Source organism: Streptomyces sp. NPDC050164 (assembly GCF_044459945.1).
Classification (GTDB): domain Bacteria; phylum Actinomycetota; class Actinomycetes; order Streptomycetales; family Streptomycetaceae; genus Streptomyces; species Streptomyces coeruleorubidus_A.
This window is the reverse complement of sequence record NZ_JBITJK010000023.1, coordinates 29,647-47,734: the sequence shown is the minus strand read 5'-3', so window position 1 is coordinate 47,734 and position 18,088 is coordinate 29,647. Positions and strand designations below refer to the sequence as shown.

The 18,088-nt window shown below is 72.4% G+C and carries 14 protein-coding genes; 6 read left to right on the top strand and 8 right to left on the bottom strand.

The window, feature by feature from the left end:
• Positions 1 to 238 precede the first annotated feature (238 nt).
• Entirely contained in the window at positions 239 to 661 is a 423-nt protein-coding gene (locus ACIBNA_RS27015) for an MGMT family protein (protein ID WP_399167732.1), read from the bottom strand.
• Between the two features lie 186 nt (positions 662 to 847).
• Between ACIBNA_RS27015 and ACIBNA_RS27010 the strand changes: the two genes are divergently transcribed.
• From ACIBNA_RS27010 to ACIBNA_RS27000, 3 genes are all read left to right on the top strand, one after another.
• Positions 848 to 3,676, top strand: coding sequence for a lysylphosphatidylglycerol synthase domain-containing protein (locus tag ACIBNA_RS27010; RefSeq protein WP_399167730.1), 2,829 nt, complete (start codon positions 848 to 850; stop codon positions 3,674 to 3,676).
• Positions 3,677 to 3,749: 73 nt separating this feature from the next.
• Positions 3,750 to 5,297, top strand: coding sequence for an alpha/beta hydrolase (locus tag ACIBNA_RS27005; protein WP_399167728.1), 1,548 nt, complete (start codon positions 3,750 to 3,752; stop codon positions 5,295 to 5,297).
• A gap of 136 nt (positions 5,298 to 5,433) precedes the next feature.
• Positions 5,434 to 6,903 (top strand): alpha/beta hydrolase, encoded by a 1,470-nt coding sequence (locus ACIBNA_RS27000; protein ID WP_399167726.1) that lies wholly within the window; start codon positions 5,434 to 5,436, stop codon positions 6,901 to 6,903.
• A gap of 92 nt (positions 6,904 to 6,995) precedes the next feature.
• Here the strand turns inward: ACIBNA_RS27000 and moeZ are convergent, their stop codons facing one another.
• The 7 genes from moeZ to ACIBNA_RS26965 all read right to left on the bottom strand — a co-directional run bounded on the left by moeZ (position 6,996) and on the right by ACIBNA_RS26965 (position 16,189).
• Entirely contained in the window at positions 6,996 to 8,174 is a 1,179-nt protein-coding gene (gene moeZ / locus ACIBNA_RS26995) for an adenylyltransferase/sulfurtransferase MoeZ (RefSeq protein ID WP_399167724.1), read from the bottom strand.
• 63 nt (positions 8,175 to 8,237) lie between these two features.
• On the bottom strand, positions 8,238 to 8,987 hold the full coding sequence (locus tag ACIBNA_RS26990; RefSeq protein ID WP_399167722.1) for a spherulation-specific family 4 protein: 750 nt from the start codon (positions 8,985 to 8,987) through the stop codon (positions 8,238 to 8,240).
• Positions 8,975 to 9,934, bottom strand: a complete 960-nt coding sequence (locus tag ACIBNA_RS26985) for an NAD-dependent epimerase/dehydratase family protein (protein WP_399167720.1) — start codon at positions 9,932 to 9,934, stop codon at positions 8,975 to 8,977. Before ACIBNA_RS26985 ends, ACIBNA_RS26990 begins: the two co-directional genes overlap by 13 nt.
• 120 nt (positions 9,935 to 10,054) lie before the next feature.
• Positions 10,055 to 11,278 (bottom strand): hypothetical protein, encoded by a 1,224-nt coding sequence (locus ACIBNA_RS26980; protein WP_399167718.1) that lies wholly within the window; start codon positions 11,276 to 11,278, stop codon positions 10,055 to 10,057.
• Positions 11,275 to 12,996, bottom strand: a complete 1,722-nt coding sequence (locus ACIBNA_RS26975) for a DUF3492 domain-containing protein (protein ID WP_399167717.1) — start codon at positions 12,994 to 12,996, stop codon at positions 11,275 to 11,277. Before ACIBNA_RS26975 ends, ACIBNA_RS26980 begins: the two co-directional genes overlap by 4 nt.
• Before the next feature lie 467 nt (positions 12,997 to 13,463).
• Positions 13,464 to 15,134: a DUF3152 domain-containing protein gene (locus ACIBNA_RS26970; protein ID WP_399167715.1), complete on the bottom strand. Its 1,671-nt coding sequence runs from the start codon at positions 15,132 to 15,134 to the stop codon at positions 13,464 to 13,466.
• Positions 15,135 to 15,142: 8 nt separating this feature from the next.
• Positions 15,143 to 16,189 (bottom strand): alpha/beta fold hydrolase, encoded by a 1,047-nt coding sequence (locus ACIBNA_RS26965; protein WP_399167713.1) that lies wholly within the window; start codon positions 16,187 to 16,189, stop codon positions 15,143 to 15,145.
• A 314-nt stretch (positions 16,190 to 16,503) separates the two neighbouring features.
• On the opposite strand from ACIBNA_RS26965, the gene ACIBNA_RS26960 reads away from it, so the two are divergent.
• From ACIBNA_RS26960 to ACIBNA_RS26950, 3 genes are all read left to right on the top strand, one after another.
• Complete coding sequence (locus ACIBNA_RS26960) at positions 16,504 to 16,728, top strand: hypothetical protein (RefSeq protein WP_399167711.1); 225 nt, start codon at positions 16,504 to 16,506, stop codon at positions 16,726 to 16,728.
• Between the two features lie 207 nt (positions 16,729 to 16,935).
• Positions 16,936 to 17,583, top strand: coding sequence for a TetR/AcrR family transcriptional regulator (locus ACIBNA_RS26955; RefSeq protein ID WP_351410959.1), 648 nt, complete (start codon positions 16,936 to 16,938; stop codon positions 17,581 to 17,583).
• 135 nt (positions 17,584 to 17,718) lie between these two features.
• Complete coding sequence (locus ACIBNA_RS26950) at positions 17,719 to 17,946, top strand: DUF3107 domain-containing protein (RefSeq protein WP_031114311.1); 228 nt, start codon at positions 17,719 to 17,721, stop codon at positions 17,944 to 17,946.
• Positions 17,947 to 18,088: the final 142 nt, after the last annotated feature.

The window sequence follows — 18,088 nt, the reverse complement described above, 5'->3', positions numbered from 1 at the left end:
GGTTGACGGGCCACCGCGCGTGGCGGGCGGTGACCGCGGGGTGACGGGGACGCGTGCAGCCGACGCTACGCCGACGAGCGAGGCGGAAGCAGGGCTTCCCCTTCTTCCCGCCAGTCACCCGCGGCACTCAGGGCACTTGTGTCCCTCGTCTCACGAACGTACGTCATGCCGACGGCGTGCCCCGATTCCCCCGTCCGGATCACAGGTCACACGCAAGGGCGTCCGATGGCGGAAGCTGTCAGGTGTGACCCTCCGCGCGTTCGCCGCCGTCCCAGCGCGCCCGTCTCATGTCGAGGCGCGGCAGGTGGCCCTCGGCGGCCCGGCTCGCCTCCTTCAAGGGCGTGCCCTCCGCGCGGTAGTGGCCGAGCGCCCGCTGCTCCTGCCCCGGGAGCAGGACGCCGTCCGCGCGGACGACACGCCACCACGCAACGGCACCGCCGTAGAGAGACATCACGCGGCCGACCTGCCGCGGACCGCCCTCCTCCAGCCACTCCGCGACGTCCCCGTATGTCATGACACGGCCCGGCGGGATCAGTTCGGCCACGTCCAGGACCCGCTCGGCGTACGCGGGCAGCGCTTCCCCGGGCTCCTCACGGGTGTCGTCGTCCCCCGCGTGGGTGTCCTGCGCGCCGGCGTCCTCCGGAAGACTCTCCTTACTCATCCGCCCCATCCTGCCCCATCCCACCGACAACGGGACGGGCGTGCTCCGGAGCGTTTCCCTCGTCCGGCAGGATCGCGTCGGGCAGACTGTCCGCCCCCGCATGTGCACCCTGATGCCCCCGTGTGTCGGTGCGGCATGCCACCATCGTGCGGGCGGTGACCGGTGATACGAGACCAAGAAGAGACGATGAAGCAGCAGGGTGCGCACCCCGAGGACGTGGAGGGCACCTCTGACGCTTCAGCGCGCCCGGGCACCCCGGACGACGGCCCGGAGCCGGCCCTTGACCAGGCGAGGACGGCCGCCGAGGGGTCAGGCGAGAAGGCTCCGGCGGCAGCCGAGAGGTCCGGCGAGAAGGCACCGACAGCACCCGAGAAGTCCGGCAAGAAGGCCCCGACGGCAGCCGAGGACGAGGACACTGTGTACATCGACGAGGTGGAGGGCGACGAACCGCTGCTCCCCGCGCGCGTGCACCGCCCGTCCGATCTGATGCGGCTCCTGGTGGGCGTGCTCGCCGTCGCACTGCTGATCGGCATCGCCGCGTTCGCGCACGGCACCACCTCGGGCCTCGAACAGGACATCAACAAGGGCACGGGCCAGGCGCCCGACCTGCTCATCAAGATCGCGGGGCTGGCCTCCAGCATCGCGATCCTGCTGGTGCCGGTCGCCTTCGCCATCGAGCGGCTGATCAAACGGGACGGGCTCAGAATCGCCGACGGCGTGCTCGCGGCTGTCCTGGCCCACGGCGTGACCCTCGCCACCGACCTGTGGGTCGCCCGCGCCGCCCCCGGCTCGATCCAGGAGGCGCTCACCCAGCCCTCCCCCGGCGACATCCACGCGCTGACCGACCCCGTGCACGGCTATCTGGCCCCGGTCATCGCGTACATGACGGCCGTCGGCATGTCGCGCAGACCCAGATGGCGCACGGTGCTGTGGGTCGTGCTGCTCCTCGACGCCTTCTCGATGCTCGTGACGGGGTACACGACACCGTTCTCGATCATCCTGACCGTGCTGATCGGCTGGACCGTGGCCTACGGCACGCTCTACGCGGTCGGCTCGCCCAACGTCCGGCCCACCGGGCAGACACTGATGGCGGGCCTGCGGACCGTGGGCTTCCGCCCGGTCAGCGCGTCCCGCGAGGACACCTCGGACAACCCGGACACCGGTGACCGGGGCCGCCGCTACTTCGTCACGCTCGAGGACGGCCCGCCGCTGGACGTGACGGTGGTCGACCGGGAGCAGCAGGCCCAGGGCTTCTTCTACCGCACCTGGCGCAATCTGACCCTGCGCGGCTTCGCCACCCGCAGCAGCCTCCAGTCACTGCGCCAGGCCCTGGAGCAGGAGGCGCTGCTGGCGTACGCGGCGATCGCGGCCGGTGCCAACGCGCCCAAGCTGATCGCCACCTCCGAGCTCGGTCCCGACGCGGTGATGCTCGTCTACGAGCACAGCGGCGGCCGCACCCTGGACTCGCTGCCGGACGAGGAGATCACCGACGACCTGCTGAGCGACACCTGGCACCAGGTGAAGGCTCTCCAGTCCCGGCGCATCGCGCACCGCAGGCTGGTCGGCGACGCGATTCTGGTGGATCGTTCCGGCACGGTGATCCTCACCGACCTGCGCGTCGGCGAGATCGCGGCCGGCGACCTGCTGCTGCGCATGGACACGTCCCAGTTGCTGGTGACCCTCGGCCTCCGGGTGGGCGCCGAGCGGGCGGTCGCCTCGGCGGTGGAAGTGCTCGGCCCCGACGCGGTGGCGGACTGTCTGCCGATGCTCCAGCCCATCGCGCTCAGCCGCTCCACGCGCGCGACGCTGCGCAGACTGGCCCGGGAGCGGGCACAGCGCGAGCGCGAGGCGGTCCTGGAAGCGTCCCGGCAGGCCAAGCAGGCGCGCCTGGAGGACGCCTCGGACGACGCCGTGCCGGTGCTGGAGAAACTCGACAAAAAGGCCGTACGGGCGGAGCAGCGGGCCGAGAAGCGTGCCATCGACGAGGCCCTCGAGGATGCGCGCGAGGAGGACCTGCTCACGCAGATCCGGCACGAGGTGCTGCGGATCAGGCCACAGGCACCGGTCGAGCCGGCCCGGCTGGAGCGGGTGCGGCCGCGCACGCTGATCAGTTTCATGGCGGGCGCGATCGGCGCGTACTTCCTGCTGACGCAGCTCACGCACATCGAGTTCGGGCCGCTCATCGCGAACGCCGAATGGGGCTGGGTCGCCGCGGCCGTGCTGTTCTCGATGGGCAGCTACGTGGCGGCGGCGATGGCTCTGCTGGGGTTCGTGCCCGAGCGGGTGCCGTTCGTGCGGACCGTGGCGGCGCAGGTCGCCGGGTCGTTCGTGAAGATCGTCGCCCCGGCGGCGGTGGGCGGTGTCGCCCTCAACACGCGCTTCCTCCAGCGCGCGGGAGTGCGGCCGGGGCTCGCGGTGGCGAGCGTCGGAGCGTCGCAGCTGTTCGGGCTCGGCTGTCACATCCTGATGCTGCTGGCCTTCGGCTATCTGACCGGCACCGAGAAGACGCCGTCGCTGTCGCCGTCCCGGACCGTCATCGCCGGTCTGCTGACGGTGGCGGTGCTCGTGCTCGTGGTGACCTCGGTGCCGTTCCTGCGGAAGTTCGTCGTCACGCGCGTGAGGTCGCTGTTCGCGGGTGTCGTGCCGCGCATGCTGGACGTGCTCCAGCGGCCGCAGAAGCTGGTCACCGGCATCGGCGGCATGCTGCTGCTGACCGCCTGCTTCGTGATGTGCCTGGACGCGTCGATCCGCGCGTTCGGCGACGAGTCCACGTCGATCAGCCTCGCCAGTGTCGCCGTCGTCTTCCTCGCGGGCAACGCCCTGGGGTCCGCGGCGCCGACCCCGGGTGGTGTGGGCGCGGTCGAGGCGACCCTGACGGTCGGTCTGATCGCCGTCGGGCTGCCGAAGGAGGTCGCGGCACCGGCGGTCCTGCTGTTCCGGCTGCTGACGCTGTGGCTGCCCGTGCTGCCGGGCTGGCTGGCCTTCAACCATCTGACTCGCAAGCAGGCCCTTTAGCCTCACTGAACCCTCTTACCTCGTACGGCACGCGTCCCGAGCGCCCCGCCCCGGACCGCCGCAGGATGGAACCATGCCATCCCTCCTCCGGCTGCGCGCCGCCGCACTGACCGCCACCGCCGTGCTGCTGTCCACCGTGCTGGCCGGCTGCGGTGACGACGACGCCGAGGACGAGGACCTGACGAAGCAGGAGCTGAGCTGGGAGGACTGCCCGACCCCGTCCGATGCCCAGGGAGGGGGCGCCGCGCCCTCACCGCTGCCGGACGGCGGCGAGTGGCAGTGCGCCACCATGAAGGCGCCGCTCGACTGGGACGACCCCAAGGGCGACACCATAGGCCTCGAACTGATCCGGGCCCGGAGCAGCGGCGACGACAGCGCACGCATCGGCTCGCTCATCTTCAACTTCGGCGGCCCCGGCGGCTCGGGCGTCACCTCGCTGCCGGCCTTCGCGGAGGACTACGAAACCCTGCGCACCCGCTACGACCTGGTCAGCTTCGACCCCCGCGGAGTCGGCCGCAGCACCCCCGTGATCTGCCAGAACGACCAGCAGCTCGACGCGTACTTCCAGCAGGACGCCACGCCCGACGACACTGCCGAGCGCACCGAACTCCTGGAGAACACCATGGAGTTCAACGAAGCCTGCGAGCAGAACTCCGAGCGGATCCTGCCGCACGTACGCACCACCGACGCGGCCCGCGACCTGGACCTGATGCGCCAGGTCCTGGGCGACGGGAAACTGCACTACTTCGGCATCTCCTACGGCACCGAACTCGGCGGCGTCTACGCCCACCTGTTCCCCGAGCGGGTCGGCCGCGCCGTGTTCGACGCCGTCGTCGACCCCACGCAGAACGCCGAACAGGGCTCGCTCGGGCAGACCAAGGGCTTCCAGCTCGCGCTGGACAACTTCGCCGAGGACTGCGTGTCGAAGGCCGAGGAATGCCCTGTCGGCAACAGCGCGCAGGACGTGAAGGACCGTATCGCCGGACTGCTGAGGGACCTCGACCGCACTCCGATCCCGGGTGTCTTCCCGCGCGAGCTGACCCAGACCGCGGCGACCAGCGGCATCCTGCAGGCGCTGTACTCGCAGGACTTCTGGGAGTACCTCACCGAGGGCCTGCAACAGGCGTACGACGGCGACGGCAGCATCCTGATGCTGCTGTCCGACTCGATGAACGGACGCAAGGAGAACGGCGAGTACAGCAACATCGCCGCCGCCAACGCCGCCATCAACTGCGCGGACGACAAGCCCCGCTACGACGCCGCCTTCGTGGAGCGGAAGCTGCCCGAATTCCGGGCGGCCTCCCCCCTGTTCGGCGACTACATGGCCTGGGGCATGATCGCCTGCACCGACTGGGCCGTGCCGGGCGCCGCCGACCACCCGGTCGTGAGCGCGCCGGGCTCGGCGCCGATCCTGGTGGTCGGCAACACCGGCGACCCGGCCACCCCGTACGAGGGCGCGCGGCAGATGGCGGAGGCGCTGGGCAAGGGGGTCGGCGTCGAGCTGACGTACCGGGGGCAGGGGCACGGCGCGTACGACAGCAAGAACAAGTGCGTGCAGGACGCGGTGAACGGCTATCTGCTGGACGGAAAAGTGCCGCGGGCAGGGACCGTCTGCACCTGAGATCAGCCTGTGGTCTGGCAAACGCACAGGTCAGAGGGTTATCCACAGGCTGCGACGGCCGGCGCCGGATCTGCCTACCATGGCCTGACCGCCATCCGCGGCACGGTGCGGACGGCCTACGAGGGGGGATGGGCACATGACGCGTTTCGCACGGTGGACCGCTCTGGCGGTCACCTCGGCACTGCTCGCCGCGGGATGCAGCGGCGGCTCGTCGGACGACGACAAGGGCGGGCTCTCCTGGGGCCGCTGCAAGGCCACCGCCGACGCCCCCGCGCCGAGCAGCGACTGGCAGTGCGCGACGCTGAAGGTGCCGCTGGACTGGTCGAAGCCGGACGGCGAGAAGATCGGGCTGGCGCTGATCCGCGCCAAGGCCCGCGGTGGCGACCGCGTCGGCTCGCTCCTGTTCAACTTCGGCGGCCCCGGCGCCTCGGGCGTGTCCATGATGCCGTCGTACGCCCCGACCGTCTCCCGGCTGCGTGAGCGCTACGACCTGGTGAGCTGGGACCCTCGCGGGGTCGGCGCCAGCGAGGGCGTTCGCTGCCGCGGCGACAAACAGATCCAGGCGGCAGAGTCGGTGGACGTCACCCCGGACACGCCCGCCGAGGAGAAGGTGTACTTCCAGGACGCCGCCGACTTCGGCAAGGGCTGCCAGAAGGACGCCGGGAAGCTGATGGCACACGTGTCGACCGCCGACTCTGCCCGCGACATGGACCGCATCCGGGAGGTCCTCGGCGACGAGAAGATGCGCTACTTCGGCATCTCCTACGGAACCGAACTGGGCGGCACATATGCGCACCTGTTCCCGAAGAAGGTGGGTCGGATGACCCTGGACGCGGTCGTCGACCCCGGCGCCGACACGTTGGGGCATGCCAAGAACCAGGCCAGGGGCTTCCAGCGCGCGCTGAACGGCTACCTCGAGTCCACGGGCCAGGACCCGGCGGAGGGCTCGCGGAAGATCGCGGACCTGCTGCGGCGGATCGACGCCCGGCCCCTGCCGACGGGCACGCCCGGGCGGAAGCTGACGCAGACGCTCGCGGCCACCGGCATCATCCTGCCGCTGTACAGCAAGGACAGCTGGCCGACGCTGACCAGCGCCCTCGACGCGGCCGAGCGGGGAGACGGATCGGAGCTGCTGGTCCTCGCCGACGGCTACAACGAGCGTGATCCGTCGGGACGCTACGGCACGACGACCCACGCGCAACGGGTCATATCGTGCCTGGACGACAGGCAGCGGCCGACCGCGGCGACCACCAGGAAGCTGCTGCCGGAGTTCGAGAGGATCTCCCCGGTCTTCGGGACGTTCCTCGGCTGGGACACGGCCGGCTGGTGCCACGACTGGCCGGTGCCCGGTCAGCACGACACCCCGGAGGTGAGCGCCCCCGGCGCGGCACCGGTCCTGGTGGTCGGCAACACCGGCGACCCGGCCACCCCGTACGAGGGGGCCCGCAGGATGGCCGACGAACTGGGCAAGGGCGTCGGAGTGATGCTCACCTGGCGGGGCGAGGGACATGGCGCGTACGGCAGTGGCAGCGACTGTGTCGACTCCGCGGTGGACGCGTATCTGCTGGACGGGACGGTGCCGAAGGACGGCAAGGTCTGCTCATGACGACGGCGGGGGCTCCGAGCACCCGCGGTGCGCGAAGCCCCCGCCGCTTGCGAAGGGTGGCCGGATACGGCTCGGTATGCCGGCTCGTCCGGTCAGTACACCGGCTTGTCCGGCTCGATCTGGTTGACCCAGCCGATCACGCCGCCACCGACGTGGACCGCGTCCGAGAAGCCCGCGGACTTCAGGACCGCGAGGACTTCCGCACTGCGGACACCCGTCTTGCAGTGCAGGACGATCTTCTTGTCCTGCGGGAGGCTCTCCAGGGCGGTGCCCATGAGGAACTCGTTCTTCGGGATCAGCCGGGCGCCCGGGATGGAGACGATCTCGTACTCGTTCGGCTCGCGGACGTCGATGATGTCGATGCCCTCGCCGTCGTCGATCCACTCCTTGAGCTGCTTGGGAGTGATCGTGGAGTCGGCGGCCGCCGCCTGGGCCTCCTCGGAGACGACGCCGCAGAAGGCCTCGTAGTCGATGAGCTCGGTGACGGTCGGGTTCTCGCCGCAGACCGCGCAGTTGGGGTCCTTGCGGACCTTGACCTGGCGGTACTGCATCTCCAGGGCGTCGTAGATCATCAGTCGGCCGACCAGCGGCTCACCGATGCCGGCGAGCAGCTTGATGGCCTCGTTGACCTGGATGGAGCCGATGGACGCGCACAGCACGCCCAGGACGCCGCCCTCGGCGCAGGAGGGGACCATGCCGGGGGGCGGGGGCTCCGGGTACAGGCAGCGGTAGCAGGGGCCGTGCTCGGACCAGAAGACGGAGGCCTGGCCGTCGAAGCGGTAGATCGAGCCCCACACGTACGGCTTGTTCAGCAGCACGCAGGCGTCGTTGACCAGGTAGCGGGTCGCGAAGTTGTCCGTGCCGTCGACGATCAGGTCGTACTGGCTGAAGATGTCCATCACGTTGTCGGCCTCGAGCCGCTCCTCGTGAAGGATCACGTTCACGTACGGGTTGATGCCCTTGACGCTGTCGCGGGCGGACTCCGCCTTGGGGCGGCCGATGTCGGCCTGGCTGTGGATGATCTGACGCTGCAGGTTCGACTCGTCGACCTCGTCGAACTCCACGATGCCGAGGGTGCCGACGCCTGCGGCGGCCAGGTACATCAGCGCCGGCGAGCCCAGGCCGCCAGCGCCCACACACAGCACCTTGGCGTTCTTCAGCCGCTTCTGCCCGTCCATCCCGACATCGGGGATGATCAGGTGGCGGGAGTACCTGCGGACCTCGTCTACGGTGAGCTCGGAAGCCGGCTCGACCAGGGGTGGCAGCGACACGGGGACTCCGTTGGTCGGTCAATCACTACGGTTGTTCTCCCCGTAACAGTGCCATGTGCTTTTTCATTCCGAGACACCTGTTCCGACCAGCGAGACGATGTCGTCCCAGTAGCCGGGCATGGCCTCCCAGGGGTCGGTGCGGCCGCCGTGGTCCGTGTGGTCGGTGAACCAGACCGTCGCGACGCCCTGCCAGCGGGCGATGCGCAGCGCCTCCCCCAGGTGCGGGCGGGGCACTCCGTGGACGAAGTGGCAGAAGCGCTCGGGCGGATGGTCGGCGGTCCACTCGGCCACCTGCGACCAGCGGTAGTCGCTCCACGGGCCGGAGAAGGTGACCAGCTGGTCGGCGAGCTCGGCATAGCCGGGGTGCGGGTGGATGCCGTGGCCGAGGACGATGTGGGCATCGTCACGGATCACGCGGAGCGTGGCGACCGTACGGCGCACCTCGGGCAGCCCGACGTGGTCCGCCGGGCAGCGGTCCAGCAGGAAGCCGTCGACCTGGTACCAGTCGACGAACCGGTGGGCATCGGAGATCAGCTCGCCGAAGTTCCGGGTGCCGTAGCGGGTGTCGAGGTGGCCGAGGACGCGGATGCCCGCGTTGCGCAGGCGGCCGGCCGCCTCCAGGCAGTGCGGGTCGGGGCGGGCGCCGGGGCCGTCGGCCACGTTGAGGACCACCCAGTGCAGCGGGGTGCCGGGGCGGGTGAGTTCACCCCATTCGGTGGGGGCGAGGAGGGGGTGCGCGTAGCCGGGGACGCCGACGCCGGGGCGCAGTTCCGTGCCGGAGGTGCGTGGTCGGGTGCTGGTCAGATGCGGCATGCCGCCTCCATCCAGATGTCGGCGAGGGACTCCTCCAGGCCGATCCTGGGGCGCCAGCCGAGCCGGTCGCGGGCGGTGCGCACATCGGCCTGCTGCCAGCTGCCGCAGCCGTCCGGGTACGGGTACGCGACCGGGTGCGCGTGGTCCGGGTCGGGGCGGGGGTGGCCGATGGCCGGGCGCAGAGCGCCGGGAGGGCCGTCGAGTTCGTGGAGGGCGCCGCCGTATCCGGCCACGCGGGCGAGGACCGCGGCGGCGTCGCGCAGCCGTACGGCACGGCCGGAGCCGATGTTGATGACGCCCTGCGCGGCGGACAGCGAGGCGGCGTGGACGGCGCGGGCGACGTCCCGGACGTCGACGAAGTCGCGCTGGGCGCCGAGGCCGCCGAGTTTCAGCTCGCCGTCGCCGGACTGCATGGCACGGCGCATGGCCTCGGCGAGCCGGCCCAGCGGGGAGCCGGCGGGGGTGCCGGGCCCGGCCGGTGAGAAGACGCGCAGGACGACGGCGTCCAGGCCGGAGCCGAGGACCAGTTCGGTGGCGGCGAGTTTGCTGACGCCGTACGGGCCGCCGGGCCGGGGGACGGCGTCCTCCGCCGTGGAGGAGCCGGGCTGACTCGGGCCGTACTCGGCGCTGCACCCGATCTGCACCAGACGGGCGCCGCAGCCGCTGCGGCGCAGGGCCTCGCAGACGGTGGCCACGGCGACGGTGTTGTGGCGGGTGAGCTCGCGGGCACCGCCCCTGGTGGCACCGGCGCAGTTGACGACGACGCCCGGGTGGACCGCGTCCAGGAAGCGGGTGAGGGCGCCGGGGCTGCCGGACGCGAGGTCGAAGCGGACGTCGGCGTCGTCGCCGCGGCCGAGGGCGGTGAGCTGCACGGCCGGGTCGGCGAGCAGGCGGTCGGCGACGAAGCGCCCGATGTAGCCGTTGGCTCCGATCAGCAGGACTCTCATCGCGCGGCTCCCGGGGCTGCCGGGGCTGCTGGGCGGGTGGTCATGCGGGTTCTCCTTGAGGCGGGAAGGGAGGGATGTGACGGGTACTGCCGGCGGCGACGGGGCCGGTGGCAGCGGCGGTCACCGGGAGGGCTCCGGCGGTGCGTGGGCCGAGGCCCTGGTCAGCTTGCGGATCGCGTGGATCAGGAGGGCCAGGGCCGCCGCACCGCAGGCGAGGGTGGGGACGCTGCCGGCGCCCCAGGTGGTGACGAGGGTTTCGACGGGGGTGGCCAGGAAGCCGCAGCCGGGGAGGCGGGAGGTGAAGACCGCGGCGAGGGCGGCTGCCTGGATCGTGGCCGTGGCGGTGAGGACCACGGCCGGGGCGTAGGCGAAACCGTGGGTGGTGAGGAGGCGGGCCAGGAAGAGGAGGGCGCCCAGGGTGAGGGCCTGCGCGTAGGCCGCGGGTTCGTCGAGGACCGCGGCGCAGAGGGTGAGCAGGGCCGCCAGGGCGCCCAGGAACAGGGCGAACGCGCCGAGCAGGAGGGGGCGTACGGCGGCGGCGAAGTCCTCCAGGCCGCGGCTGGCCGCGAGTTTGCGGCGGGCGCGCACGGTGAAGAGGTGGGCGGTCCAGGCGGCGGGCGCGCAGGCCAGGGCGAGGGCCAGGACGGGGATGGCGGCAAGGGGCCAGGGGCCGTCGGCCGTGCCGGTGGGCAGGCCGTCGGGACCTCCGGCGACGGCGCTGTCGAGCAGGCCGTCGCCCAGGACGGCGTAGGCGACGAGCCATGTGGTCCAGGTCGTGGCCCTGCCGGGGGCTGTGCGGTCGGGTCTGCTCAGGGGGCCTCGGCGCAGGGCCGCGCGCAGGGCCAGGGCCAGGGCGAGGGTGCCGGCTGCCGCCGCGAACAGGCGCGACCGGCCGTGGGTGAGGTGCACGGCGGCCACGGCGGCGGCGCACAGCGTGCCCGGCAGGAGCGTCAGCAGGGCCCAGTCGACGCGTGCCCGTGGCGTGGCGGGCGCGGCGGGCGGGGGTGCGTCCGCGTCCCGGGGGACCCGCGCGTACATCTCCTCCGCGAGGGAGAAGACGTCCCGGTGGCGGAAGCGGGCGGCGGTCCGGTCGGTGATGCCGTGCGCCTCCAGGCCCGCCGCGATCTCGAGGGGGTCCACCGCGCGGTCGCAGAGCTCCCGGTGACGGTGCATCAGCCCCTTCACGGGGTCGGCGGCACCGCGCCGTGGGGCGGACGGCTTGCGGTCGGCGGCCGCCTCCGGGGCGGGCGCGGGCGTGCGCGGCGCCCGCTCCGAGCGGGCGTCCCACGCCGCCCCCGAGCCGGCCGGGGTCTCCGGGCGGTCCAGTTCGCCCAAGCCGGTCATCGCGCGCCCTCCGGGGCGGGGACGGCAGTGGTCGCGCGTACGGGTCTGCTCGTCGCCCAGCCGGGGCCGCCGCGGGCGACGAGGCTGGGTGACGGGGCGGCCCAGCGGATCGGGACGTGATCCTCGGCGGGAACCGCGAAGGGCAGCGGCGCCCCCGCTTCGTCGAGGACCACGCGGCGGACCGGCGTGCGCGAGACGATCTCCAGGTAGATGCCGTGAAATGCCTTGATGTTCTGCTCGACCGTGAACAGCTCGAGGGCACGGGCGCGGGCGGCGGCACCCAGGCGCGCACGGCGCTCGGGGTCGCGCAGCAGCGCCACGCACGCCTCGGCGAGCGCCCGCGGGTTGCGCGGCGGCACGACGAGCCCGGTGCCGCCGATGACCTCCACGACCGCGCCGACGTCCGTCGACACCGTCACGCGTCCGCAGAGCATGGCCTCGACGAGGCTGATCGGGAAGCCCTCGACGACGCTGGAGAGGACGGTCACGGCGCCCGAGGCGTAGGCGTCGGCGAGGGCCGGGAGCTCGGGACCGCCGATCTCCTCGAAGGACACCGGGTTGTCGCCGTCGGCGTGCGGGCCCTCGGCCTCGTCGGGGAAGAGCTGTGCGGCCAGGGTCCGGCAGTGGCCGAGGTAGGCCGTGCCCTCGGCACCGGCGGGGGCGCCGACGATGCGCAGGCGGGTCTTCGGCTGCCGCTTGCGGATCTGCGCGAAGGCGTGGAGCAGCGAGACCAGGTCCTTGGCGGGCTCGACGCGTCCGACCCAGACGAGCGTGTCCGGGTCGGCGCACTCGGGGGACTCGCCGACCTCGGCGAAGGGCCGGGCGTCCATGCCGGGGGAGACCGTGCGGAGCTTCTCGCGGTCGGCGCCGCAGCGCTCCTGCCAGCGGCGGGCGTGCGTGTTGCCGGCCGTGACGACCTCGGCCCGTGCGTAGGCCTCGGCCGCGAGCCTGCCCTGGAAGGCCGCCAGCAGGGACCGTACGGCGGGCGGGGCGCCCGGGGCGGTCAGGTAGTGGGTGCGCAGGCGTACGCCGTACTCGGTGACCAGCAGGGGCACGCCGGTGAAGTGGCGGGCGAGCAGGCCCGGCAGGGCAGCCGGGCCGCCGGAGGCGGCGTGGCAGAGGTCGACCGCGCCGAGTCCGTTGTCCTCGTACCAGTCGAGGGAGAGGGGGCGCAGGGCGCGTTCCAGGTGTGCGGCAACGGCGAGCAGATCCGGGACGCGCGCCTCACGCGCCGCGCGGTGGGCGCCCGGCGCACGACAGGCGCGCTCCAGGGTGCGTACGGCGGTCTCGGAACGGAGTGCCCCTACCAGCCCGCCCGTCTCGCGGGCGAGTTCGGCGAGCCCGTACAGAGCGTTGCCGAAACGGTCCGCCTCAGGGGCCGACGTACCCTCGGAAGGCCCTTCGGCGGCGGTCGGCGCACCCCCGGACGACCCGCTCAGCACGGCTGCCAGTTCGCCGAAGCACTCGGTGAACCGCCGGCGCGCGCGGCGGCCCAGGACCACTTCGTCGCCCTCGGCCATCCACAACGGTGCGGTGCGCACCCTGCGGACGTTCGGCGGCAGCGGGATCCAGCCCTCGTCCTCCTGGTGTTGGCTGCGGCTGAGCGCGTAGACGTCGAACTCGTGCTGTCCGAGCCCGCGCACCAGCCGGTCGCACCAGAGCCTGGCGTCACCGCTCACGTACGGATAGCCACCCTCCGTAAGCAGTCCGATGCGCACGAGTGCACCCCCGATCTCCCGTATCAGGAGCCGCCGTTGCCCGGCGGCTCGCAGCGGGACGAACGTATGCGGACAAGGCGGTGGGGGGGGGGGGGGGGGGGGGGGGGGGGGGGCCCCCCCCGCGGGGGGGGGGGGGGGGGGGGGGGGGGGGGGGGTGCCGGGGGGGGGGGGGGGGGGCCGCGCCCCCCCCCCCCCCACCAAAAGGGGTGAACGGTCGTAACTTTCCCGTGCAGATCGCGTTCCGTCGCGCTAGGAGAGCAACCGGACACGGATCGTCATACCGCGGCCAACTCCCGTCGCTCCGCCCGGCGTCGCGCGACGGCCTCCGGGTCGAGCGCCGGTACGGCGGCCGGCGGCTGCCTGGTGTACGGGTCGAGCGCCCGGGCGACACCGACGCGTCGGCGCTGCCCGCCGCTGAACTCGTCGCCATGTCGACGCGTTGCGTGGGCCGACCCCTGTGGTGCCTGTCAACTTCCGGGATACGGCCAGGGGTTGGCCCGGCAGCGGATGCCGTCGCGCTCGAGGAACTTGGTCTGCTGCTGCATGACCGGGGCCAGACTGCCGTCCTTGTCGCAGGTGACGTGGCCGTAGCCGAGGCGGTGGCCGACCTCGTGGTTGATCAGCATCTGCCGGTAGGCATGGATCTTGTCGCCGTACGTCTGCGAGCCCTGCGCCCACCGGTAGGCGTTGATCATCACGCGTTCGGTGGCGGCCGAGTCGCAGGAGACGTTGTCCACGGTGGTGTCCAGACCGGACTTGGCGCACCAGTCGGCGGTCGTGCCGGGGCTGGCGAGCGTGATCACGAAGCGGGGCGTGCCGGAGTGGATCCGCTCGAAGGTGCGCGCGCCGTTGTGGGCCCAGCTGCGCTGGTCGTTGAGCGTCTTGTGCACGGCCTCGGCGAACAGCTCGGCGTCGAGCCCGAGCCCCTGCTCCACGTCCAGGCGATAGGTGAGCTTCTGCCCCGCACCGGGCGCCTCGGCGATGCCGGGAACGGCGTCGAACTTCCCCGAGCCCTTGAACGTGGCGCCGAGCGGGTACGTCCTGCCCATCTTCTCGTCGTACGTCAGCGCCTTCGCGCCGGGAGCCGGTGCGGGTGCCCGCCCGTCCGCGTGGGCCGAGGGGTCCCGGATGTCGCGGGCCTGGTCGGTGGCGGACCGCGACTGCACGTCGGCGCCGCCGGGGTCGTCGGTGACCTGACCGGCGACGACCACGGCCAGCACGGTCGTGACGGCGGCGGCCGCGATGCCGGTGAACGTACGGCCCTTGGCGCCCTTGACCGGCGCGGGCGTGCCGGTGGGCGCCGCGCCGTCGTCATCGTCGTCGTCGTCGTCGGAGCGGATGCCTGCCGGGGCGCCGGCGTTCCAGTCCGTGACGGAGGCGTAGGCGTCCGCCGCGTGTGCGGAGGCGGGCGTACGGGGTGCGAAGACGTCGTCCTCCTCGTCGAAGGCGTCGAGAAACTCCTGCCGCGGCCCGGGCACGGACGCCCGCCGCTGCCCCGGTATGGGAGCACCGCCGCCCCTCAACTCGCCCCAGCCACCCCCGGCTTCGCGCTGCTCGGGATGCCCTCCACGCGCTTGTGGGAAGCCGTGCGCGGGAGTGCCGTCGGGCAACCGCGGCACTCCGCGCGCGGGGGTACCGTCCGGAAGTCGCGGAAAGCCCTGCGCCGGAGTCCCGTCCGGAAACCGCGGAACGCCCCGCGCCGGCGTCCCGTCAGGAAGCCTCGGAACGCCCTGCCCGGGAGTCCCATCCGGCAGCCGCGGAGTACCGCGCGCCGGCGTGCCGTCGGGAAAGCGGGGCAGCCCCCGCGCCGGGGTGCCGTCAGGCAGGCGCGGAACGCCGTGCACGGGCGTGCCGTCCGGCAGCCAGCCGTCCGGAAGACGCGGCATCCCGTGCGCGGGCGTCCCGTCCACCGGCGCGGGCCGAGGCCCCGGCGTCCGGCGAGGGCCGGCACCAGGCGGCGGCCAGCCGCCCTGCGGCGCGTCGCGGGGCGGGGCCGTCCGGCCTCCCCGGCTCGTGTCCGGCGCCTGTCCCTGCCCTTGCCCCGGTCCCTGTCCCGACCCGGCCCGGCCGTCCCGTACTGCGGTTGTGTCCGCGGTGTCGCTCTTGGCGACCGGCCCACGGCGGCTGTGGCGTCCCACGTCGCGCCTCAGCCCCCCATGCTCTCGTCGGTGTCTGCTCCGGTGCCTGCTGCGTCGACGGCCTCGTCCGCGCGAGCCTTCCTCGCTCGTCGTTCGCCCAACTCCCCGGCATCTTCGAGGAGTTCACGAAACGCCATGGCCACCGTCTCCGGGTACTCCATCATGGCCACGTGCCCCGCGTCCGGCAACGTCACCAGCCGCGAGTCGCGGAACGCCCGGGCCGCCCTCTGGGCCATCCGGAAGCCGACGAGCTGGTCACGGCCACCGTAGACGAGGAGGGTCGGCGCGAGAACCCGTTCGGCCTGGCGCCACAGTCCCTGCTGGCCGCCCAGCGTGTACGCGTTGACGATCCCGCGCGCGGACCGCGTCATCGCGTCCCAGAAGTACGGCAGCCGCAGCCGCCGCTCCATCTCCTCCACGGCGTTGCTGAATCCTTCCGGCGTCACCCGCCCCGGATCCCCGTAACACAGCGCCATCACGCCACGGACGCGCTGCTCCGCCGTCCACTCCCGGGTCAGCCGGGTGAAGAGCGGGGCGACACCGGGCACCGCCAGCAGCGCTGTGGGCACGGCGGTGCGCTGCACTCTGATTTCGGGCAAAGCAGGCGACACGAGTGTGAGCGTACGGACCAGATCGGGCCGTACCGCGGCGACACGGGTGGTGATGGCGCCACCGAGGGAGTTCCCGAACAGGTGCACGGGGCCACGACCGGTGGCGTCGAGGTACCGGATGACCGCGCGCGCGTGCCCCGTCACGGAGTAGTTGCCGTCGTCCGGCGGCGGGGAGTCGCCGAAGCCCGGCAGATCGGGGGCCTCGCTCTCGACGACGTCGTCCAGCAGCGCCATCAGCGCCGACCAGTTCTGCGAGGAACCTCCGAGCCCGTGCACGTACAGCGCGGGGGCCGCCCCCTTGCGCGCAGGGCGCCTCGACCGCACCGTCAGCGTGACCCCGGGCAGCTCGACCGACCTGAGCCGCTCGCCCTCGGCGACCCGGACGGTCCCCACCTTCGGCAGCACATTGGCGGGCGGCACGAACGGCAGCTCGGTCGAAGACATGCGGCAATGTTACGAGACGATCACGTAGTGGCCCGTGTGTTCGCCGTCACAGGAATCGGCCATGTGGGGCGGGCACATGGGGCAGACACGGGGGAAGACGCGGAGAACGGAAAGCCACCCGAGCAGGGCGAGGCACCCGGGAAAGACAGGACATGAAGGCAGGGCACATGAGAAGCAGTCGACGGGATGCGCGCTGCGTCACATCCCGGACGCGGATCGCATAGCGTCCGGATCGGGTGTCTCCTAGGCTCGTAGAGAGGGCACCCGCGTGTGGTCCCTGCATCCCAGGGACGTTCGTAGGAAGGGAGCCCAGCATGGCCGTAGACCCCACAGACCCGGAGACGTTCGAGGCCGAGGAGGCGCAGGAGACGCCGGAGTACGACGTCGAGGCCCCCGAGGTCGACGCGGCCGAGCAGCACACGGACGTCGCACCGAACCGCGACGACCCGCTCACCCGCGTCGACCCCGACCGCGCCAACGAGGCCGACCTGGTGGAGCAGTCCCGGATCGTCTCTCTCGACGAGGACGACTACCGGTGACGCACGCCGCCGGGTGGCGACAAGGAGCATCACCGAGCAGGAAAGGAGCCGCATTTTGCCCGCTCTGACCCTGTTTGAAACCTTCTCAGCCGCTTTCGTAACCGTCCGGTCCGTGAAATTCTGCGCTCTCACCGCGCACACCACGGTTACCGAAAAGTACGATGGCGACGCGGCCAGATCCGCACGTGGACGACTTTGGGAGGCGGCGTGACAGCCATCGAGCAGACAGAGGCGGTTCGCCCGCGGGGCACACGCCTGCCACGCCGTGCCCGACGGAACCAGCTCCTGGGCGCCGCCCAGGAGGTCTTCGTGGCCCAGGGCTACCACGCGGCCGCGATGGACGACATCGCCGAGCGCGCCGGCGTCAGCAAGCCGGTGCTCTACCAGCACTTCCCGGGCAAGCTCGACCTCTATCTGGCGCTGCTGGACCAGCACTGCGAGTCACTCATCCAGGCCGTACGCAACGCGCTGGCGTCGACGACCGACAACAAGCAGCGCGTCCGGGCGACGATGGACGCCTACTTCGCCTACGTCGAGGACGACGGCGGCGCCTTCCGCCTGGTCTTCGAGTCGGACCTGACGAACGAGCCGGCCGTGCGCGAGCGCGTCGACAAGGTCACCAACGAGTGCGCGGAGGCGATCCGCGACGTCATCGCCGAGGACACGGGCCTGTCGCGCGCGGAGTCGATGCTGCTCGCCTCGGGCCTCGGCGGCCTCGCCCAGGTGGTGGCCCGGTCCTGGCTGAACAGCGACCGCAGCGTGCCGCGCGACCAGGCCGTACAGCTGCTCGCTTCGCTGGCGTGGCGCGGCATCGCGGGCTTCCCGCTGCACGGAACCGACCAGCAGCACCACTGACGGCCGCTTTGTTCCCGCCCGCTGTTCGCTCGTGGCGTTCTCGGGCGGAGCATGCCGGTCCCCTCACCGGGCTAATGTGTGCTGCGTACGGCGCGGAAGGTCGCGCACATCACTGACCGTCGGAGGGACATAGCCGTGGAGGTCAAGATCGGCGTGCAGCACGCGCCCCGCGAGATCGTTCTGGAGAGCGGTCAGAGTGCCGAGGAGGTCGAGCGGGCGGTGTCCGAGGCGCTGGCCGGGAAGTCGCCGCTGCTGACCCTCGTGGACGAGCACGGCCGCAAGGTCCTGGTCCCGGCCGACCGTCTCGCGTACGTCGAGATCGGCGAGCCGGCCCCGCGCAAGGTGGGCTTCGGCGCTCTGTAGGCACATGTGCGGACGGGGGGGGGGGGGGGGGGGCCCCCCCCCCCCCGCCCCCGCGCCCCCGGCGCGCGGCCCCCCCGGCGGCGCCCCGGTTCCACCCCCCAGTGGCCCCCGTTGGCCCCCCCCAAGGGGATTGGTTACGCAC